15 protein-coding genes are annotated in these 19,160 nt (G+C 49.3%); 12 read left to right on the plus strand and 3 right to left on the minus strand.

Annotation, left to right across the window (positions count from 1 at the left end):
- The first annotated feature begins 197 nt into the window (after positions 1–197).
- The 5 genes from PN477_RS01025 (at position 198) to hydA (ending at position 7,283) form a co-directional block, all read left to right on the plus strand.
- Positions 198–1,451 carry a tetratricopeptide repeat protein gene (locus PN477_RS01025; RefSeq protein WP_272119105.1) on the plus strand — a complete coding sequence of 418 codons (1,254 nt, stop codon included), beginning with the start codon at positions 198–200 and terminating at the stop codon, positions 1,449–1,451.
- Between the two features lie 166 nt (positions 1,452–1,617).
- Positions 1,618–2,907: a phosphopyruvate hydratase gene (gene eno, locus PN477_RS01030; RefSeq protein ID WP_272119107.1), complete on the plus strand. Its 1,290-nt coding sequence runs from the start codon at positions 1,618–1,620 to the stop codon at positions 2,905–2,907.
- A 118-nt stretch (positions 2,908–3,025) separates the two neighbouring features.
- Positions 3,026–3,607: a dCTP deaminase gene (gene dcd / locus PN477_RS01035; RefSeq protein WP_272119109.1), complete on the plus strand. Its 582-nt coding sequence runs from the start codon at positions 3,026–3,028 to the stop codon at positions 3,605–3,607.
- 71 nt (positions 3,608–3,678) lie between these two features.
- Entirely contained in the window at positions 3,679–5,748 is a 2,070-nt protein-coding gene (locus PN477_RS01040) for an FAD-dependent thymidylate synthase (protein ID WP_272119111.1), read from the plus strand.
- A 122-nt stretch (positions 5,749–5,870) separates the two neighbouring features.
- Positions 5,871–7,283, plus strand: a complete 1,413-nt coding sequence (gene hydA, locus PN477_RS01045) for a dihydropyrimidinase (protein ID WP_272119113.1) — start codon at positions 5,871–5,873, stop codon at positions 7,281–7,283.
- A 14-nt stretch (positions 7,284–7,297) separates the two neighbouring features.
- On the opposite strand, the gene PN477_RS01050 is transcribed toward hydA, so the two are convergent.
- From PN477_RS01050 to PN477_RS01060, 3 genes are all read right to left on the minus strand, one after another.
- Positions 7,298–9,427 carry a PAS domain-containing sensor histidine kinase gene (locus tag PN477_RS01050; protein WP_272119115.1) on the minus strand — a complete coding sequence of 710 codons (2,130 nt, stop codon included), beginning with the start codon at positions 9,425–9,427 and terminating at the stop codon, positions 7,298–7,300.
- A gap of 544 nt (positions 9,428–9,971) precedes the next feature.
- Positions 9,972–11,999 carry a sensor histidine kinase gene (locus tag PN477_RS01055; RefSeq protein ID WP_272119117.1) on the minus strand — a complete coding sequence of 676 codons (2,028 nt, stop codon included), beginning with the start codon at positions 11,997–11,999 and terminating at the stop codon, positions 9,972–9,974.
- A 180-nt stretch (positions 12,000–12,179) separates the two neighbouring features.
- Positions 12,180–13,190 carry a BMP family protein gene (locus PN477_RS01060; RefSeq protein ID WP_272119119.1) on the minus strand — a complete coding sequence of 337 codons (1,011 nt, stop codon included), beginning with the start codon at positions 13,188–13,190 and terminating at the stop codon, positions 12,180–12,182.
- 481 nt (positions 13,191–13,671) lie between these two features.
- On the opposite strand from PN477_RS01060, the gene PN477_RS01065 reads away from it, so the two are divergent.
- From PN477_RS01065 to PN477_RS01095, 7 genes are all read left to right on the plus strand, one after another.
- Entirely contained in the window at positions 13,672–14,043 is a 372-nt protein-coding gene (locus PN477_RS01065) for a hypothetical protein (RefSeq protein ID WP_272119121.1), read from the plus strand.
- Between the two features lie 134 nt (positions 14,044–14,177).
- Positions 14,178–14,621 carry a hydrogenase maturation protease gene (locus tag PN477_RS01070; RefSeq protein ID WP_272119122.1) on the plus strand — a complete coding sequence of 148 codons (444 nt, stop codon included), beginning with the start codon at positions 14,178–14,180 and terminating at the stop codon, positions 14,619–14,621.
- Between the two features lie 41 nt (positions 14,622–14,662).
- Complete coding sequence (gene hypA / locus PN477_RS01075) at positions 14,663–15,004, plus strand: hydrogenase maturation nickel metallochaperone HypA (RefSeq protein ID WP_272119124.1); 342 nt, start codon at positions 14,663–14,665, stop codon at positions 15,002–15,004.
- Between the two features lie 97 nt (positions 15,005–15,101).
- Positions 15,102–15,857, plus strand: coding sequence for a HEAT repeat domain-containing protein (locus tag PN477_RS01080; protein ID WP_272119126.1), 756 nt, complete (start codon positions 15,102–15,104; stop codon positions 15,855–15,857).
- A gap of 103 nt (positions 15,858–15,960) precedes the next feature.
- The gene (locus PN477_RS01085) at positions 15,961–16,398 is read left to right on the plus strand and encodes a SufE family protein (RefSeq protein ID WP_272119128.1); all 438 of its coding nucleotides are present in this window, start codon (positions 15,961–15,963) and stop codon (positions 16,396–16,398) included.
- 440 nt (positions 16,399–16,838) lie between these two features.
- Positions 16,839–17,804, plus strand: a complete 966-nt coding sequence (gene nadA / locus PN477_RS01090; RefSeq protein ID WP_272119129.1) for a quinolinate synthase NadA — start codon at positions 16,839–16,841, stop codon at positions 17,802–17,804.
- A gap of 87 nt (positions 17,805–17,891) precedes the next feature.
- A complete protein-coding gene (locus tag PN477_RS01095) occupies positions 17,892–19,160 on the plus strand; it encodes a dihydroorotase (RefSeq protein WP_272119131.1) in 1,269 nt (422 codons plus the stop codon).

Here is a 19,160-nt window from a genome sequence, read left to right on the forward strand (position 1 = left end):
AATTGTTTCAGTTCAAAAAAGGACTCGCAGTAATGCGAATAGGGTAGGGCATACCCGAATTTACGCTTGGGGAGAATCCCACCTCTGGTTGAAGCACTGCAAGGTACTTCGATTAAGTGGTTTCGTTGAACCAAGAATCCCTTCGCCTTTAGGTAGGGGAGTGTCAACAGGCTTACCTCGAACTGATTGAACAACTCTTGCTCTGTCCGATCGGGACAGAGGCTCAGTGGCTGGCGACTCAGTCAGAGTTGATGGATTGGGAGTTAGTGGATACGGTATCTCAGATGATTCAGGAGCGATCGCAGCACCTTGGGACTGACCCCTCTTACCCTCAGTTGCACCGCCTCAAATCGTTACTGACGACCCTCCAACATCATCCCTTGCTAACCGTCAAACCATCGGATGCCGTGATTCAGTTGAAGACTAAGCAAGATGCCGATCGCCTCTTTCGTCAGGGCGTGGAATATTACCAAACCAGTCAGTTTAAAGTGGCGTTGAAAACCTGGCAGCAGGCGCTGGGGTTGTATCAGGAGATTGGCGACTTTCAAGGGGAAGCCAATGTTCTGAGTAATTTGGGCGTGGCGTTGCAGTCCTTGGGGCAATATCAGCAGGCGATCGAACATTATCAACAGTCGCTGGTGGTTCAGCGTGAAAGCGGCGACTGGCAAGCCATTGAACCGGAAACCTGCCACGCGCCTGAACGGTTAGTCACCGTCACCCATCACTCCCAGGGGGAATATCGGTTGGCGATGAAGTTGGCGGTGGATCATTTTGAAAAGCATCTCCTGTTGGCGGAGTCGATTGGCGATCGCCTCGGAGAAGCGCAATCGTTGCTGAATCTCGGTAAGGCGTACTATGCCCTTGGCCAATACGAGGTGGCGATCGCCTGCTATCAGCGATCGCTCACCCTGCGCCACAGCATCCAAGCCCACCAGGGCGCTCAAGACCTCCTCTTCCTCCTCGGCCAAGCCTATGATGCCCTCCACGACTACAGCGGCGCGATCGAGCACTACGAAAACTACCGCCAGACCGCCAGCAGTGACCCCACCCCCGATCCGCGCCTGTACGATGTCTGCGTGGGGCTTGCCAATGCCCATTACTGCTGCCGCCAGTACAGCACCTCCCTCCAAACCTATCAAGACCTCCTCACCCTCAGCCAACACAATCACCAAGATCGTTATCAAGCGATCGCCTGGAGTGGCATCGGCAACAGTCATTTTCAACTGCACCAATATTCCGAAGCCCTAGCCGCCTATCAGCAAGCCCTCACCCTCAAGCAAACCCTCGCAGACACCTTCGGGGAAGCCGTCGCCCTCAACAACCTCAGCAAAGTTCACCACACCCTCGGCAACCACGATCTCGCCCATTCCTACCAACGCGAATCCCTCACCCTCAAACGCCGCCTCACCCAATCCGCCGCCAAACTCTCTAGACCCTCCCCCAAACGTTAGCCCAGCCCCCTCGAATCAATGCAGCCAGATTGGGATGAATGCGATCGCCCCCGCCGGCTTGAGCTTAAAACTTTAGTGAAAAAGACAGTTTCTCCCACCGTCTCACCCTATGCTTAACAAGATTACGGGGTTTAGCCCCGTTGTTTCGTCATCATGAGGAACTACAATGCTCGATAAACTTGAAGCGGTTATTGAAGAAATCAACGCCAGAGAAATCCTCGATTCTCGCGGTCGCCCCACCATCGAAGCCGAAGTCCTGCTCGACAGCGGAGCCTTCGGCCTCGCCCAAGTTCCGAGCGGTGCGTCCACCGGCAGCTTTGAAGCCCACGAACTCCGGGATGGAGAGAGCCGTTACGGTGGCAAAGGCGTACTCAAAGCCGTGCGCAACGTCAACGAAAAAATCGCCGACGAACTGCGCGGCATGGATGCCCTCGACCAAGTGGCGATCGACCACTGCATGATCCAGCGCGACGGCTCCCCCACCAAATCCAACCTCGGAGCGAACGCCATTCTCGCCGTCTCCCTCGCCACCGCCAAAGCCGCAGCAGCGGCCCTGGGCATTCCCCTCTACCGCTACCTGGGTGGCCCCCTCGCCAACATCCTCCCCATCCCCTTCATGAACGTGATCAACGGAGGTTCCCACGCCAATAACAACGTGGATTTTCAAGAATTCATGATCGTTCCCGTCGGAGCGCCCACCTTCGCCGAAGCCCTGCGCTGGGGGGCTGAAGTCTTCGCTTGCTTGAGTGATGTGCTGAAAAAAGATGGGTTACTCTCTGGGGTTGGCGATGAAGGTGGCTACGCGCCGAACCTCGCTTCCAACAAAGCCGCTTTGGATCTTTTGGTGGCAGCGATCGAACAAGCCGGATACAAGCCCGGCACTGAAATCGCCCTGGCCATGGATGTGGCCGCCAGCGAATTCTACAAAGACGGCCAATATATCTACGACGGCACGCCCCACAGCCCGGCTGAGTTCATCGACTACCTTGGCGAACTGGTGAATCAATACCCGATCATTTCCATTGAAGACGGCCTCCATGAAGACGATTGGGCCAGTTGGAAAACCTTGACGGAAAAACTCGGCGACAAGGTACAACTCGTCGGCGATGATCTCTTTGTCACCAACCCGACCCGCCTCCAAAAAGGGATCGACGAACGTGCCGCCAATTCGATTTTGATCAAACTCAATCAAATCGGCTCCCTGACGGAAACCCTCGAAGCGATCGAACTAGCCCACCGTAACCAATATGCCTGCATGATTTCCCACCGTTCGGGGGAAACCGAAGACACAACGATCGCAGATCTCGCCGTCGCCACCCGTGCCGGCCAAATTAAAACCGGTTCCCTCTGTCGCAGTGAGCGGGTCGCGAAGTATAATCGCCTCCTGCGCATTGAAGAAGAATTGGGCGATCGCGCGAAGTACGCCGGCGCGATCGGTATGGCCCCCGGCGCATAACCCCAAAAGCACCACCCATCGTGATCTGTACCATGATCATTAAAACAAGGGGCCTAAGCCCCTTGTTTTCCCATCTTCATCTTTGTATTGATCAACTCGCCTGATTGCCCACAACACCATGATTCAAAATGACATCTGGATTAAACAAAAAGCTGCTGAAGGGTTAATTCAACCCTTTGAAGCCACTTTAATCCGCAAAGTCGATCAACTTCCCGTCATTTCCTACGGACTCAGTAGCTACGGCTATGATATCCGCCTCAGTCCCAACGAATTTCGCGTTTTTCGCCACATTCCCGGCACAGTTGTTGATCCGAAATATTTCAACCCCCACAACCTTGAAGCTGTGGAATTACATCACGATGAAAACGGCAATTTTTTCATCCTCCCTGCCCATTCCTACGGCTTAGGCGTTGCCCTTGAAAAGATCAATGTTCCGGATTATATTTCCGTATTATGTATTGGAAAATCAACTTACGCACGTTGCGGAATTATTGCAAATCTTACCCCCGCTGAAGCCGGTTGGCGCGGACATTTAACCCTCGAATTCTCTAATTCTTCTAGTGCAGATTGCCGAATCTATGCAAATGAAGGAGTAGTACAGCTACTCTTCTTAGAGGGTGAAGAATGTGAAACGAGCTACAACAAACGTCAGGGAAAGTATCAAGATCAGCCCGAACAAGTAATTGTTTCACGAGTTTAAAGTGTAGCCCCTATTCTTTCATCATCATTGTTTAACATCCACAATAATTTCTAGATTATACGCTTGGCATCATGGATAAATTTCGGATTGAACTCCTCGCTGCAACTCCTAACCCTCAACAGCTAATCTGGGCAGCGATGCACCAAGATTACAGCGAAGACTGTGTTTATGATCAGCAAGATAAATTCCCCAGTGAAGAGAAAGCAGGTGAGTTGGTGATCAAGCATTTACTTGCTGGTAATAAAGGACATTTTGGGCCCCTTGAACATCCTCAAATTACCGTCAATGTTTGTGCATTTCCCCACTCCATGATGCAACAAGTTCGGACTCATCGCGTTGGCGTGAGTTTCGATGTTCAGTGTCTTGCTGGTAATGCAGAAATCACCTTTCTTAATGCTAGTGGTAGTCTACGCAAAATCAAAATTTCTGAACTGTATGATCTTTGGATCAATGGAGAAAAAGCAATTCGAGAGCGTAAAATTCGAGGCCGTAATGGGGAACCACCAGGACAGTATCGGCGGGATTGTAAGAAGCGCCTCCGCAACATGAAGCTGCGTGTATTAAATGAAGAGACTCAAACATTTGAGGTTGGGCATATTCAAAATGTGATGTCTCGTGGGATTCAACCTGTCTACCGACTAACTTTTGAAGATGGAAAAACAATAGACTGTACTAAAAATCACCGTTTTCTGACAACAGAAGGTTGGCAAACGATGGAAGCAGCAACAGGACTATTAACAAACACAACTTACGAGGTGATTAGTCGTACCAAAAACTGCGAGGTCATGTGTAATGGTGTTATCGTTCGAGGCATTGAAAGAGTAGAAGCACAATACACACAAAAGTCATGGCTAGTAGAGCAAGTTAGACAAGGACTCACTGCCAACCAAATTTCTCAAAAGTCCTCGGTCAATCCGAGTGTTATTCGTCAATGGGCTAAACATCATAATATTGAGCTTCCTAGTGGGCATCATACAGGTCTAAAAACAGTGGTGGGAGATGGGTGTTACCGTGATAAACAATGGTTAGCAGCGCAGTTAGCAAAAGGTCTTTATGTAGATGAAATAGCAGATCTTGCGGGATGTTCAGCTGAGAGCATCACAAAGTGGGTCTATAAGAATGACTTGAAACTTAATAAGCGATCCAAGGGAGCACACAACCCATGGAATAAGCAGAATGGCGGTTATGCGCTACAACTTTCAGAAGAATCTTTAGAAAAACGCCGAAAAAATGCTCAAAAATATACTAAACGTGGTGAAGAATCTAATTTTTGGAAGGGTGGAGTTTCTAGTGAACGTACAAAAATTGGAGCCTGGACTCGGCAGATTGCACCACAAGTTCATCAAAAATATGACTATATCTGTCAGTGTTGTGGTGTGCGCGGTGGTAAGTTAGATGCTCATCACCTTGTGCCAGTGTATGCTGATGAATCGCTGGGTTATGAGTTTGAAAATTTAGTAAGCCTCTGTAAACGTTGTCATACTCATATTCACAAGAACCATTTAGAAGAAGAATTTGCACAAAATTTTGAGCCAATTACTAAAGTCGAGAATTGGCAACCAAAACCAGTTGCCCATGGACATAAACTGAAATGTCATCCAGTCAAGATTGTCAATGTAGAATTTTTGAGACTACAAGAAACATATGATCTTGAGGTTTCCGACCCTTGGCATAACTTTGTAGCGAATGATATTGTTGTTCATAATTCTAATCGTTATACAGGGCAAAGAATCCTAGATGTTATCTACGACAAACGCGAGATCGAAGATGTGTTTTATCTGCGTCCAGTGGGAAATTATACGAACCGACAAGGGAAGAAATATTTTTATTCTGAAGAGCAGCGCCGTGCAGATTTGGAGTGGTGCTTTTCAGCCTGTCAACGGTATGCCCAGAATCTAGAATCTGGGATGTCGGAAGAGCATGCGCGGGGGACGATTCCGTTTGATGTGCGGCAGCATTTTGTGTTGAGTTGTAATGTGCGATCGCTGATGCACCTCCTTGATCTCCGTTGGAAAAAAGATGCACAACTTGAAGCACAAAAATTCGCTGAACTCCTCTTTAAGCAATTTGAAATCTGGTGTCCTGCGATCGCCCAATGGTATCTAGACAATCGCGCCCAAAAAGCAAAACTCTCTCCCTAGACTATGTGATCAAATGTAATCATATATCGCAAAATGTAAGGAATTCAATGCAATCGTAACAACCGAATCAGAGTGTCTCACCCTACTTTTAAAATCAAGATGGAATGATTAGAGGTACGGGTATGAGTCAGGTTTTAATTCGGGGTGGGCGGATTGTGACGGCGGTGGATGATTATCAGGGGGATCTGTTGATTGAGGATGGGCGGATTGAAGCGATCGCTCGTCATCTTGATGTTCCCAATGCAGAAGTACACGATGCGACCGGGTTGCTGGTGATGCCCGGTGGGATTGATGTGCATACCCACATGGAAGGCGAGCAAGGCCCTGCCATGAATTGTGATACCTATGCCAGCGGGACGGTTTCGGCGGCCTTTGGGGGAACGACTACGATTGTTGATTTTGCCTATCAAAATAAAGGGGATGGGGCAAAGAAAACCGTTGAAGAACGGTTAGCATTAGCTGACCCGCAGGTGTGCATTGACTATAGTTTTCATCTGATTTTAACCGATGTTAATCCTGATACTTTGGCCGAACTTCCTGATCTGATTAATATTGAGGGGATTTCGAGCTTTAAAATGTTCATGGCTTATCCGGATATTTTGATGGTGGATGATGCGTCAATTTATCGCACCATGAGCCGGGTGCGGGATCATGGCGGCATGGTCAATTTGCACGCGGAAAATGGTGCAGTGATTCAGGTCTTAATTGAAGAAGCTTTAGCCGAAGGCCGCACCGATCCGAAATATCACGGTTATACTCGACCGCGTTTAATGGAAGCCGAAGCCACCCATCGGGCGATTCGCTTGGCAGAATTGGCAGAAATTCCGGTGTATATCGTCCATTTATCAGCTCCCGAAGCGTTGGAAATGGTGGTGCAAGCCCGCGATCGCGGCGTTCATGCCTTCGCTGAAACCTGTCCCCATTACCTCTTTTTAGACAAAACTGAATACGATCGCCCCGGTTTTGATGCCGCCAAATATGTGATGACTCCGCCCTTACGTGAGCATGATTGTCAACATCATCTCTGGCGGGGTTTACGGTTTGATGATCTGCAATTAGTCGCGACGGATCACTGTCCATTTTGCTTTAATGAACAACCCCTCGGTTTAAAGTATTCCAAACGCATTGGAGCCGACGACTTTTCCAAAATCCCCAACGGTGCGCCGGGGGTCGAATTACGCCTTGTTTTGCTCTATGATGGTGGCGTAAAAACAGGAAAAATTAACCTCAATCGCTTTGTTCAACTGACCGCCACAGCCCCAGCTAAAATGTTTGGAATCTTCCCTCAAAAAGGAACTATTGCTGTGGGTAGTGATGCTGATTTAGTCCTGTTTAATCCGGAGAAAAAACAGATTTTGAGTGCAGCGACTCATCATTCTCAAGTGGATTACAGCCTTTTTGAAGGGCGAGAAGTAACGGGAAAAGTCGAGAAAGTCTTTTCCCGGGGTCGGTTAATTGTGGACGGCGATCGCTTCCTCGGCCAGGCCGGCCAAGGACAATTCTTAAAGCGAGGCCCATCGGGGCGCATTCTTTAAAATTGTGTGCTTCGCTAAACGGTTTCGCGCTTAATCTGAATCGGCAAAAGCACTTTAAATGTACTTCCTTCCCCAGGCGTAGACTCCACTTCTAGTTTGCCACCATGCTTATCCACAATAATTTGATAGCTAATGGATAAGCCTAAACCCGTGCCCTGACCCACGGGTTTTGTCGTGAAAAAGGGTGTAAAGAGTTTAGTTTGGGTGGCTGCATCCATACCATGGCCATTATCAGTAATGGCGATCATTACCGTTTGATCATCCACCCAGTCAGTCGTGATCGTTAAACACGGTTCCGAGGGTTGATGATCATCAATGGCATCAATGGCATTGGCCAAAAAATTCATCAAGACTTGATTGATTTGACCGGCGTAACATTCCACTTGAGGTAAATCGCCATAGTTTTTGATGACTTTAATATCTGGACGGTGGTTCTTGGACTTGAGACGATTATTTAAAATCATCATTGTGCTGTCTAAACCATCATGCAGATTGACCGCTTTAATTTCAGATTCATCAAGGCGCGAGAAACTGCGCAACGATGTCACAATTCCACGAATCCGTTCTGCTCCCACATGCATTGACTTGAGTAGCTTAGGCAGATCTTTAATGAGAAAGTCAAGATCCACATCTTCGACTAATTCTTCTAAATCACCCGTGATATTTGGATAGTGTTGCTGATAAGCATGAATGACTTCGAGTAGATTTTCGGTGTATTCATTGGCGTAGCGTAGATTACCATAAATGAAGTTGACAGGATTATTGATTTCGTGGGCAATCCCGGCCACTAATTGGCCTAAACTTGACATTTTTTCACTCTGAATCAATTGATTCTGGGTGTGATGAAGTTCAGTGAGTGTTTTTTCTAGGTTATTGGTATAGTCACGCAGTTTAGCTTCGACATGAATGCGCTCTGTCATGTCAACTGCTAACCCAACTAAGCCAGTGACTTCGCCCTCTTGATTTTTTAAGCGAATTTTTAACGTTTCGAGGTGATGTAAATTTCCGTCTACAAAGGGGAAGACTTCCGGTGTAATATAGACCTCATCTTGTTGGAGACAGATGGCATCAGAGACGAGACAATTGCGCACGGCTTGTTCGCCAAAGGCTTCTTTGTAATGCCCCACATTGTAAACGGCATCGGGAGTAATGCCGAGGTCTCGACAAAAGGTGCGGTTAATGAAGTGCATATGCCCATTAACATCTGTTTTCCAAATCCAAATTGGGGCATTTTCCACGATCGCCATTAACATTTGTTCGCGATCGGCTAGGGTTTTGGCTGCTTGTTTTTGGGCAGTGATATCACGGACAATGGCTTGAAGACAATCCACCCCGGCTAGATGAACTCGAAATAACGAGACTTCTGCTTCAAACAGAGTGCCATCACACCGTTGATGCAGCCATTCAAAACTGACGTTGCCGTCTGTTAAAGCGGCTTGAATGTAGTAGTTGGCGAGGTGATCGGAGGGTTCTTGATTGGCTTGCTGGGGAGGTGAAAGTTGACTGGGATGATAGGCACAAAATTGATCGCGATCGCTACACCGAAAAAGCTGCAATGTGGCTTGATTACAATCTAAAAATCCTTGGGCATCGAGGAACATCACCGCCGCTGGATTGAATTCATAAATGGCGCGTAATACCGGCTCATCAAAATGCAGCGTGTGGCGCAGGTTAAGCCGAGGCTGAGTTAGGGAGGTCGCCGCAGCGGGGGAATGTTGCGCCATAATCATCCCGTCCCACAGGGTGGCACCGTCGGCTTGGCGTTCTGGGTGGGCGGAAACCCAAACATCACAACGACCTTGGGGCGTTTGGAGCCACCCTGACCAGGTTAAGTGGGTGTGATGGGCGGCGGAATATGCGATCGCAGCGTGCCAAGACCGCAATTGCTCACCCTGCCAGGCGGCTAACCATTGCTCCCCATCCCAGGACTCACACCCCAGTAGCCGCATACTATTCCCCACCAGCGATCGTAGGGATAACTGCCCATCTGGTGTGCGGTGCAGTTGAAACAGACAACCGGGGAGGTGCTCATACCAGCGGTGCTGATGTGCCTCAAATTGCGCAAGCTGTTGCGGTAATGGGTCTGGGGCAATGGCGGGGTGGAGCGACGTGTTTAAATCAGACTGTGGTGATTGGAGTGTCATAACCGTTTGATTACCAATGGACAGGATGCAATCGTTACGCAAGTCAAGAGAAGCGCTGCAATAGTTTTATTCTAATCGAAGTTTTTTAGGTGTCTCGGCCCTATGCGGTGGAGTAGGAAGTTCCCACCACAACGCACCGTGCCCTAGCACAAGCGCGCCAAGGTTAATCCTGGTATTCATCGCCTCAGAATCTCAATTGAGGTCGCAAACTTCACGATTAATCCTGCGTATCTGCTCCTATAGCGATCCTAAAATCAATCGGAGATCTTATCTCCTCATCAACAAGGGGCTTAAGCCCCTTGCCTGTTCATATCAACAAGGGGCTTAAGCCCCTTGCCTGTTCATGAATCAAATAGGATTGCGATAGTATTGCAATATTTTTCTGTAAAAAGGGCATTATTGAGTAGCGATCGCCCCCATTTTTTCAGCACAGTGAATACAGCCAAAGAGCCGTATTCTTTAAACCGTCATTCTGCTCAAATCCGATCGCAAAATCACCGTTTGGTGCGATGTTGCTCGATTCAGTGAGAATCTGAATTTTGAATTACGCTTGAGCACCAGGTAAAGATTCAGAGGTTTTAAGTTGAGTCGGTAATGTGATTAAAAATGTAGTGCCAACTCCCACCTCGGATTCACAGGTGATTTGACCCGAATGCTTATCCACAACAATTTGATAACTAATGGATAGGCCTAGTCCTGTTCCTTTGCCGATAGGTTTTGTGGTGAAAAATGGGGTGAACAGTTTTTGGCGAGTTTCAGGGGTCATCCCTTTGCCCGTATCTGCGATCGCGATCGTCACGTTTTGATCCGCAGTCGATTGTGTAGTGATTGTAATCTGACTGGGGTTAGCTGCCATTTCTGCCGCAGTGCGATCGTGATCATATTCTTCAATAGCATCAATAGCATTCGCCAAAAAATTCATGAAAACTTGATTGACTTGCCCCACATAGCATTCTGTTAACGGTAAATTCCCATAGTTTTTAATCACCTTAATCTCTGGGCGTGTTGGCTTTGCTTTGAGTCGATTATTAAGAATCAAGAGTGTATTATCAATCCCCTCATGAAGATCCACAGCTTTTAACTCCGCTTCATCCAAACGAGAAAAATTACGCAACGAAAGCACAATATCTCGAATCCGATTCGCACCAATTTTCATCGAGTTAAACAACTTAGGTAAATCCTCTTGTAGAAACTCAAAATCGATTTCATCCACTCGATTTTCGATTTCGAGATCGTGATCAGGATAACGCTCTTGATAAAGAGTGATTAGATTGAGTAAATCATCTGTATAACCCTGAGCATGCACTAAATTACCATAGATAAAATTCACCGGATTATTGATTTCATGGGCAACCCCTGCAACCAACTGCCCCAGACTAGACATTTTTTCACTCTGAATCAATTGACTTTGAGCCTGTTGGAAATTGTGCAACGCTTGCTCTGCATTTTCTCGCTCTGATTCTGCAACTTTAAAGAGGTCTTGCACCTGTTGAATCATTTGATTAAACGCTTGGGCGAGGACACCTAATTCATTTTTTGCCTTAACCTGAACAGTGGTATTAAGGTTGCCTGCACTAATTGCGATCGCCGCCTTGGTTAACCGTTGTAAAGGGGAGACAATAGATCGAGCAATGAGTAGCCCGATCACACCACCGATCAGGGTAATCATTAACAAAACAACTCCCCCAATCCCAATAGAGCGACGGAGAGGTTGATAGACCTCCGTAGTAGGAAGTTCAACAACCACATACCAATTCGTACTCGCAATGCGGGTAGCATCACCTAAAACAGACTCTGTATTAAGTCCTTGATAGGTAAACAAATTATCCTCTTGAATAGCCAACTCAATTTCCGAAAATAACGCTTCATTATCGAGAGGCTGAAGATTGAAGTTTTCAACCGCAATACCTGTTCTCGCGATCAGATGTTGATCATCATCGACAACATAAATGTAACCAGACTGCCCCACATTGATTTGAGATAAAATAAACCACAAAAATGAAAGATTAATATCTGCAATTAATACCCCTGCTACATTGTTTTGAGCATCTCGGATAGGGGTAGCAAGGGTTGTCATGGGTCGCAAGGTTTGGGAATGAGAACTCACCGGAGAGGTGTAGTCTTCCTGCTGTTTGAAGGCTCGATTAAACAACGGCGTATCCGCAATGGATTCTAGATCTACTGTTTCATAGGGAGAAACAGAGGTTATGATAGCGCCGGTTTGGTCTGCGATCGCAACATATTCATAGGCATCATTATGCTGTGTCAAGCCCAACAGTAATTGTTGCTGCACTGCCTGATCCATTTCCACCAAACCTTGCACCCGCGCTAAATAGCCTAGCTTTCGCTGTAAATCATCAAGATATAAATTAATAGATTCTGCTGCATTATTCGCACGAGCCTGTTGTAATTCTTTGATTTGGACAATATACTGTTGCCAACTGAGATAAATCTGAATGCCTCCTGACAGCATCACACTAGAAAATGCGAGCAGGACGAATCCTAGTCGCAATCGAGTAATCAGTGAAGTGTGTTGATTGGATTTTTTATTTTTGCCTTTCTTACGCAACATTTAATTTACTCTAAACACAAATACCGTGCAACGATATTGATTGCTAAACAAGAATCAGGGAGACATTCACTGTATGAGTTTAAATCAATGGTGTTAGTGAAAGCTAGGATGATTTTCCGCTAGCCAGCAAATTCCAAGACGCTGAATTCATAATAATCATGAATGATTCAAACAAAAAATCTAAGGAGAAATGTCAATATCACCACTGATAACCTCTGCTTTTAACTGATTGAACTGGTCTTCTATTTTAGACGGTACTGAATCACGGAAAGGCGCAAAATCATAAATTTTTTCTTGTAAACCAAACTTGTACAGTTTACCTTCCCAACGACCTTGTTGCACAAGAGTAGCAGAATTAAGCACAAGGGCTGGGATATCTTGTAAAACGCTGGTGAGAATCTGATCCGGTGCGAGTTCATATTGATCACTGGTCCAGCCGATAATCTTCACCTCTGGATGCTCTGTTAAGACTTCAATGGCGGCAACCCCTGCCTCATCTGCATTAATCGCAATCACATCAACACCTTGATCTAACAGATCTTGCACAACAGCGATCGCTACTTTACCATCTGTCCATGTCCCTAAAAATTCAGTGAAGATTTCAACTGTATCATTGGTTTCGGTAACGCCGCGTCGAAATAGGGTTTCTTCTTCTTGATAGACTGGATAGTCATTTCCTACAATGTAGCCCACTTTATTAGAGGTTGTTATTAATGCGGCTAATGCACCGGTCAAGTAGCCTACTTCACCAGAACGAAATGCAACAGCACCCAAGTTTTTATTATTGCCGCTATAGGTTGTTACGACCGCAAATTTAGTGCGAGGAAATTCACTGGCAACGATTTCCGATGCCTCAATAAAAGAACCACCGTGGGCAATGATCAAGTCATAATCTTGCTTGGCATATTGACGCATTACATCTTCTGCTTCTTCGTCACTCACATATTCTATGAATTCAACCTCTGCGTTATATTCTTTTTCAATCTGTATTAATCCTTCATACCCCCCTTGGCTCCAACTTTTATCTTCATGAGATCCCGTCAAAACAAGTGCAACTTTTAGACCACTAGATGTTGCTGTTTCAGGGGCTGAATCGGTATCTATGTTCGGTTGAGCTTGACAAGCGATCATGAGAGAAAAGCTCATGAAGCCGAGTAAAAGGGTCTGCAAGAAAGAACGATGTTTGATCATGATTTTTAAGTGTTTTTCTGGATGTCAATGCTGTATTTTTGATGCCACCTGTTTGAATTGAATGCGTTGAGCTTTACCCAAATCTCAAAATAATACAATAAACATGAGGTAGAAATATCCCCCTCAATCCCCCTTAAAAAGGGGGAGGTAGAAATATCCCCCTCAATCCCCCTTAAAAAGGGGGAGGTAGAAATATCCCCCTCAATCCCCCTTAAAAAGGGGGAGGTAGAAAGATCCCCCTTGAAAATGGGGAGGTGGCGTTTTCGTTTTTTCGCAATTTGCTATCTCGTGGTCTATGTTCGCGACTGTGCCTATCCTGAATTATGACCATGATGTTGTTTCTGGGTTGGTATTCTGGGCTTGGGATCTAATTTCGGGAGAGAAGAGGATGAGTTATCAAGGCTTACGGCGCGGGTGTTGGATGATGACCCTGGGAAGTGTGCTGATGTTTCCGGGGCTGAGGGCTGAGGCGCTGAGTCCAATGTCTGTGTGTTATGCGGATGCGCATCCGATGTATGAGATGGAGGCGAATGAGAATACGCGGGTGGCGGTGCGAGAGGTGGCGGTGTATTTTGCGACGGGAACGACGTTTACTTGTGCCCATGCGCGGGGGGCGGATCATGGGGTGGGGACGGGGGAGACGAATTTTTTTGCGGGGCTGGAGGTGGTGGGTTTGTCGGGGGTGGAGGCGGTGGAGCATTTAGTGGAGCGGTTTCCGGTGTATGAGTTGGAGATGCGACAAACGGAGCCGGATGAGTTTTGGGTGTTTTTTTGGGCGGGGTTGATGGAATATCGGTTGCAGGTGCGGCAGGGTCGGGTGGTGGCGTTGCGGTACGGGACATCGGGGCCTTAGGGGCACGATCGCACGCCATTTTCACGACATCTAACACGCCATTTTCACGACATCTAAAAAGATTCTGAGCAATGGTGGGGCTGGGGTGCGATCGCCTCTAGCCTAGGGGGATGGATGCAATCCCTAGGGAAGTGATGACCCAGCTTGTGATTGGCTATGGCAATACGTTGCGCTGTGATGATGGCGTGGGGCAGTCTGTGGCGGCGGCGGTGGCAACGTGGGCGTTGCCGGCGGTGGTGGTGCGATCGTGCCATCAACTTACCCCGGAACTCGCAGCGGAGATTGCCGAGGTGGAGCGCGTTATTTTTATTGATGTGTTTCCTGTGTTTAATGAGATGCCCTGGGAGCCGCTGCGTGTGATTCCGGTCGAACCGGAGGAGGGTACGGGGGCCATGGGTCATCACCTCACCCCGCCGCGTTTGTTGGCGTTGACCCAGGCGCTCTATGGTTGCTGTCCCGCTGCGCTGTGGGTGTTGGTTCCGGGGATGAATTTTGAATTTGGCGAAACCTTCTCGCCCTTGGCGGCGAGCCGTCACACTGAAGCGATCGCAACCCTGAAGCCTTTGTTAATGCCATAACCGGAGCGATCGCGCCCCCTTGCACCCCTTTGAACCCCACCATGCACGAACTCAGTCTCATTGAACAGACCCTCGAAATTGCCCTCCGCAACGCCCAGCAGCAAAACGCCACCCGGATTCACCGTCTCACGATGCGGATTGGGGCGGCCTCTGGTGTTGTCCCCGATGCGCTCCATTTCGCGTTTGATGTGGCAACCCAAGGCACGATCGCCGAAAATGCCCAATTCACGATCGAAACCGTCCCCGTTTCCTGCTGCTGCCCTCAATGCCACACCACGTTCCATCCTCCCGACTGGATCTATGAATGCCCCACCTGTCATACCTTTGTCAGTCAAGTGCTGACCGGCCGGGAAATTGAACTCACGTCCCTAGAAGTGTCCTAGGCATTCCGAAAAATCTGCCCCTAGACTCCTCTGGCCATGGTTGCTCGATGCAATCTTTCGATAAGATATGGGGTGATTGTTTGAGCTAGAAAAAGTTATGCAAGGTGTAGCGGGTTTTGTCATTGGTGCAGCGATCGCAAGTGCTGTGGGTGTGGGGCTACAGCGTCGGAAGCTCGAAATGCTCCAGGCGGCCCATAAAACGGAATTGAGCACCCTCCGAAAAACATTGGAACAGGACTATGAGCGGCAGTTGAAAACGGCTACCGATGCGCTGAATATTGGGCAACAGCGCCAAACCGCCGCCCTAGACCAGGTGAACCAAGAGATGCAGCAACAGTTCGCCCACGAGCAAGAGAAAGCGGTGCAGGCGGTGCGATCGCACTACGAAACCCAACTCGCAGCCATGACCGCCCAACATCGCGCCGAACTCGCAACCCTGCGCCAAACCCTCACGCCAACCGTTGCCCCATCCCTAGCTGACCCCGCAAAAACGGCAGCGATCGCGATCGATCGAACCCAAGCCCTCAGCCACCCCGACCCCCTCTATCGTTGCCACGCCGCCCAAGAACTCCATACCCTCGTTCTCGCCCAACCTGTTCGCGCTGCGGCTGAACCCTGGCTTGCGGATTTAGCCTGTCTCAGTCAAGATCCAGAACCGGCCGTGCGTCAGTCAGCGATCGCCGCCCTCGCGGACGTGAAGAGCGATCGGGTCATCCCCTGGCTAGAACAAGCCCTCCGCGACCCCGATCCCCGCGTCATCCAAACCGCCGCCCACAGCCTCAACGCCTTCAAAACCTACGACCGTCAACCCTCCCAACCCCTTCCCAAAAACGCTGCCTACACCCCCGAATAATCCAGTTGCAAAACCAAGCAACATCAGCCCCACTGACGATCAGCCAACATTTATAACCATCAAAAAACACCCCTGAACACCTTAAATCTTCCCATTCATCTTCATGTCTACCTCATTCCCGCCCGCTCTCGATCAAATCGTCCAACGCTTTCAACGACGCACCGACCCCAAGCAACGCTATCAACAACTCCTCTGGTACGCCAACAAACTCGACCCCATGCCCGATGACGCTAAAACCCCCGAAAATCAGGTGAAGGGCTGCGTTTCTTTGGTATACATTACCGCCGACTTTAACGACGGCAAAGTCACCTATCAAGGCGATGCCGATGCTCAACTCGTGAAAGGATTAGTCGCCCTTTTAATCGCTGGATTAAACGACCTCACCCCCGCAGAAATTCTCGCCGTTGAGCCGAATTTCATCGAAATGATGGGCCTCAATGCCAGCCTCACCCCTTCCCGTGCCAATGGTTTTTTCAACATCTTTCAAATGATGAAAAACAAAGCCCTCGGTTTCCAACTCGCCGCCAGCAGTGAATCCTAGCTCAGTTCCCCCAGTCGGGTATTGAAATCCCCGCCTCAGAGCGAAAACCCGTTCACACGGGTTCCACCGTGGGCATCAGCCCACTTTCGCTCTGAGCCAAGAACTGAAGTTCTTGGCGGATCGGGGTTCGGCAAACTCATCTTCTTGAGCCTTTCACGTCTACCCGCTCTAGACTAGCGACTTGGCTTCTGTATATAGCAGATTGCGAAAGTATGAGAACGCCACTTCCCCCTTTTTAATGGGGATTGAGGGGGATCTTTGTACCTCAAGTTTATGAAAACCGCTATAAGCAGTAACCCCCAGGGTGAGGGGCTTCTGGGGTTCAGGGTTAGTGATTGATGGGGAGGTGTTGGGCCATTTCTACGATCGCATCCTGCCTAATTTTGGTAGATTTCACTATAATTAGAGCACTATTGCTGACCCACCCCCGGATCACTGCCGTGTTTACTGCTGCTGCGCCTTCTGCCCCAACGTCCCTGATCCCGAATGATCTATTTCGTGCGATCGCTGATCTCAAGCAGGACCTCAATGCCATTGTCCTCGCCCATTACTACCAAGAAGGGGACATTCAAGATTGTGCGGACTACGTGGGGGATTCCCTCGGCTTGGCACGGCAAGCCGCCACAACAGATGCTGAGGTGATTGTCTTCGCTGGCGTTCACTTCATGGCGGAAACAGCCAAGATCCTCAACCCCCATAAACAGGTGCTGTTGCCGGATTTAGACGCAGGTTGCTCCCTGGCCGACAGTTGCCCCCCGGATCAATTTGCCCAGTTTAAAGCCCAGCATCCCGACCATTTGGTGATTTCCTACATCAATTGCACGGCGGCAATCAAAGCCATGAGTGACATCATTTGCACCAGTTCCAACGCCGTGCAAATCGTCGAGCAAATTCCCCCAGAGCAGCCCATTTTGTTTGCCCCCGATCGCAACTTAGGCCGCTACGTGATCGAACAAACCGGCCGCGACATGGTGCTTTGGCAAGGCAGTTGCATTGTCCATGAAACCTTTTCAGAGAAAAAACTAGTGCAGTTGCGGGTTGAACATCCCGACGCTGAAATCATTGCCCACCCGGAATGTGAGCCGCAAATTTTACGCCATGCAGACTTCATTGGCTCTACCACTGCCCTGCTCAACTATGCCCAAACGAGTCAAGCCCCCAGCCTGATCGTCGCCACAGAGCCGGGCATCTTGCACCAAATGCAAAAAAGTTGCCCAAATCAACGCCTGATTCCTGCGCCGCCAATGAATAATTGCGCCTGCAATGAATGCCCTCACATGCGCCTTAACACCTTGGAAAAACTCTACCAAGCCATGCAAACGCGGCAACCGGAAATTACGTTACCCCTGGAAACTTGTGCGGCTGCCCTCAAACCGATTGAGCGGATGTTGGCGATGAGTCATTGATGGTGGGGGAGACTTTGGCAAAATTCAGACGGGGGATCGGACGGTGCTCCTCTAAAATTATTGGGGCATGATTAAGCCCGTTAACCTATGACTGAACTGATCAAACAGGTTCGAGTCCTTGACCCGGAGAGCGAAACGGATATTGTGGCGGATGTGCGCCTGGACTCTGGCCAGATTGCCGCGATCGCACCCCAACTATCGGATCGGAGCGAGGATCTAACCATCACCGACGGCCAAGGGCAGATCCTCGCCCCCGGCCTCGTTGACCTCTACAGCAGCAGTGATGAACCGGGCTACGAAGACCGCGAAACCCTGGCCAGCCTCACCGCTGCCGCCGCTGCGGGAGGGTTTACCCGTCTTGCCCTGTTGCCGAACACCAATCCCCCCCTCGATAATTTGCCCAGTATTCAGACCCAGCAACGCCGCTACCAAGGGTTGCCCCTGCGCTGTGTCCCTTGGGGAGCAATCACACCGCAACTGGCCGGCAAGGGAATGGTGGAATATCAAGAGCTAGCCCCCCAAGTGGTGGGGTTTAGCGACGGAACCGCCATGCCGCCCCTCGATCTGTTGCGCCGTATTTTGGAATATCTGCAACCGTTGGGCAAGCCGATCGCGATCGCGCCGGTTTTGCCGCAACTGCGAGGCAACGGAGTCATGCGCGAAGGGGATTGGTCAATTCAATTGGGACTACCCGGTGATCCAAGCTACTCCGAAACCGCAGCCCTCGCCGCCTTGCTTGAATTGGTTGCCGCCGTGCCCACCCCGATCCACCTGATGCGCATCTCCACGGCAAAAAGTGTAGACCTGATCGCCACCGCCAAAGCCCAGGGATTACCGATCACAGCCAGTACCACCTGGCTGCATCTGCTCTACGACACCCGCGCCCTGGCCTCCTACGATCCCACCCTGCATCTGGCAACTCCCCTAGGCAACCCGGCGGATTGCGAGGCGTTGCGAGCGGGAGTCAAAGCCGGGATCATTGATGCGATCGCCGTGGATCACACCCCGATCAGTTATGAAGATAAAACCGTCAGCTTTGCCGAATCCCCGCCAGGGGCGATCGGGCTACAAACGGCCCTGCCCTGTCTGTGGCAACAATTGGTGATCAGCGGTCATTTCACAGCCCTTGAACTGTGGAACGCCATCAGCACGCAACCCGCCCGTTGCCTCGGGCAAGCGCCGCCCCGCTGTGCTGTGGGTGCTGCCGCTGAACTGACCTTATTTGATCCGCAGCGGGTTTGGACTGCCGATGCCCAAGGATTGCGATCGCTCAGCACCAACAGTCCTCTGTTTGAGCAGCAAATTGTCGGGCAAGTTGTAACAACGTATTCACAACATCACAACCAAATCGTTTAA

Source organism: Spirulina subsalsa CS-330, from assembly GCF_028330765.1.
In the GTDB taxonomy this organism is placed as follows: Bacteria; Cyanobacteriota; Cyanobacteriia; order Cyanobacteriales; family Spirulinaceae; genus Spirulina; species Spirulina subsalsa_A.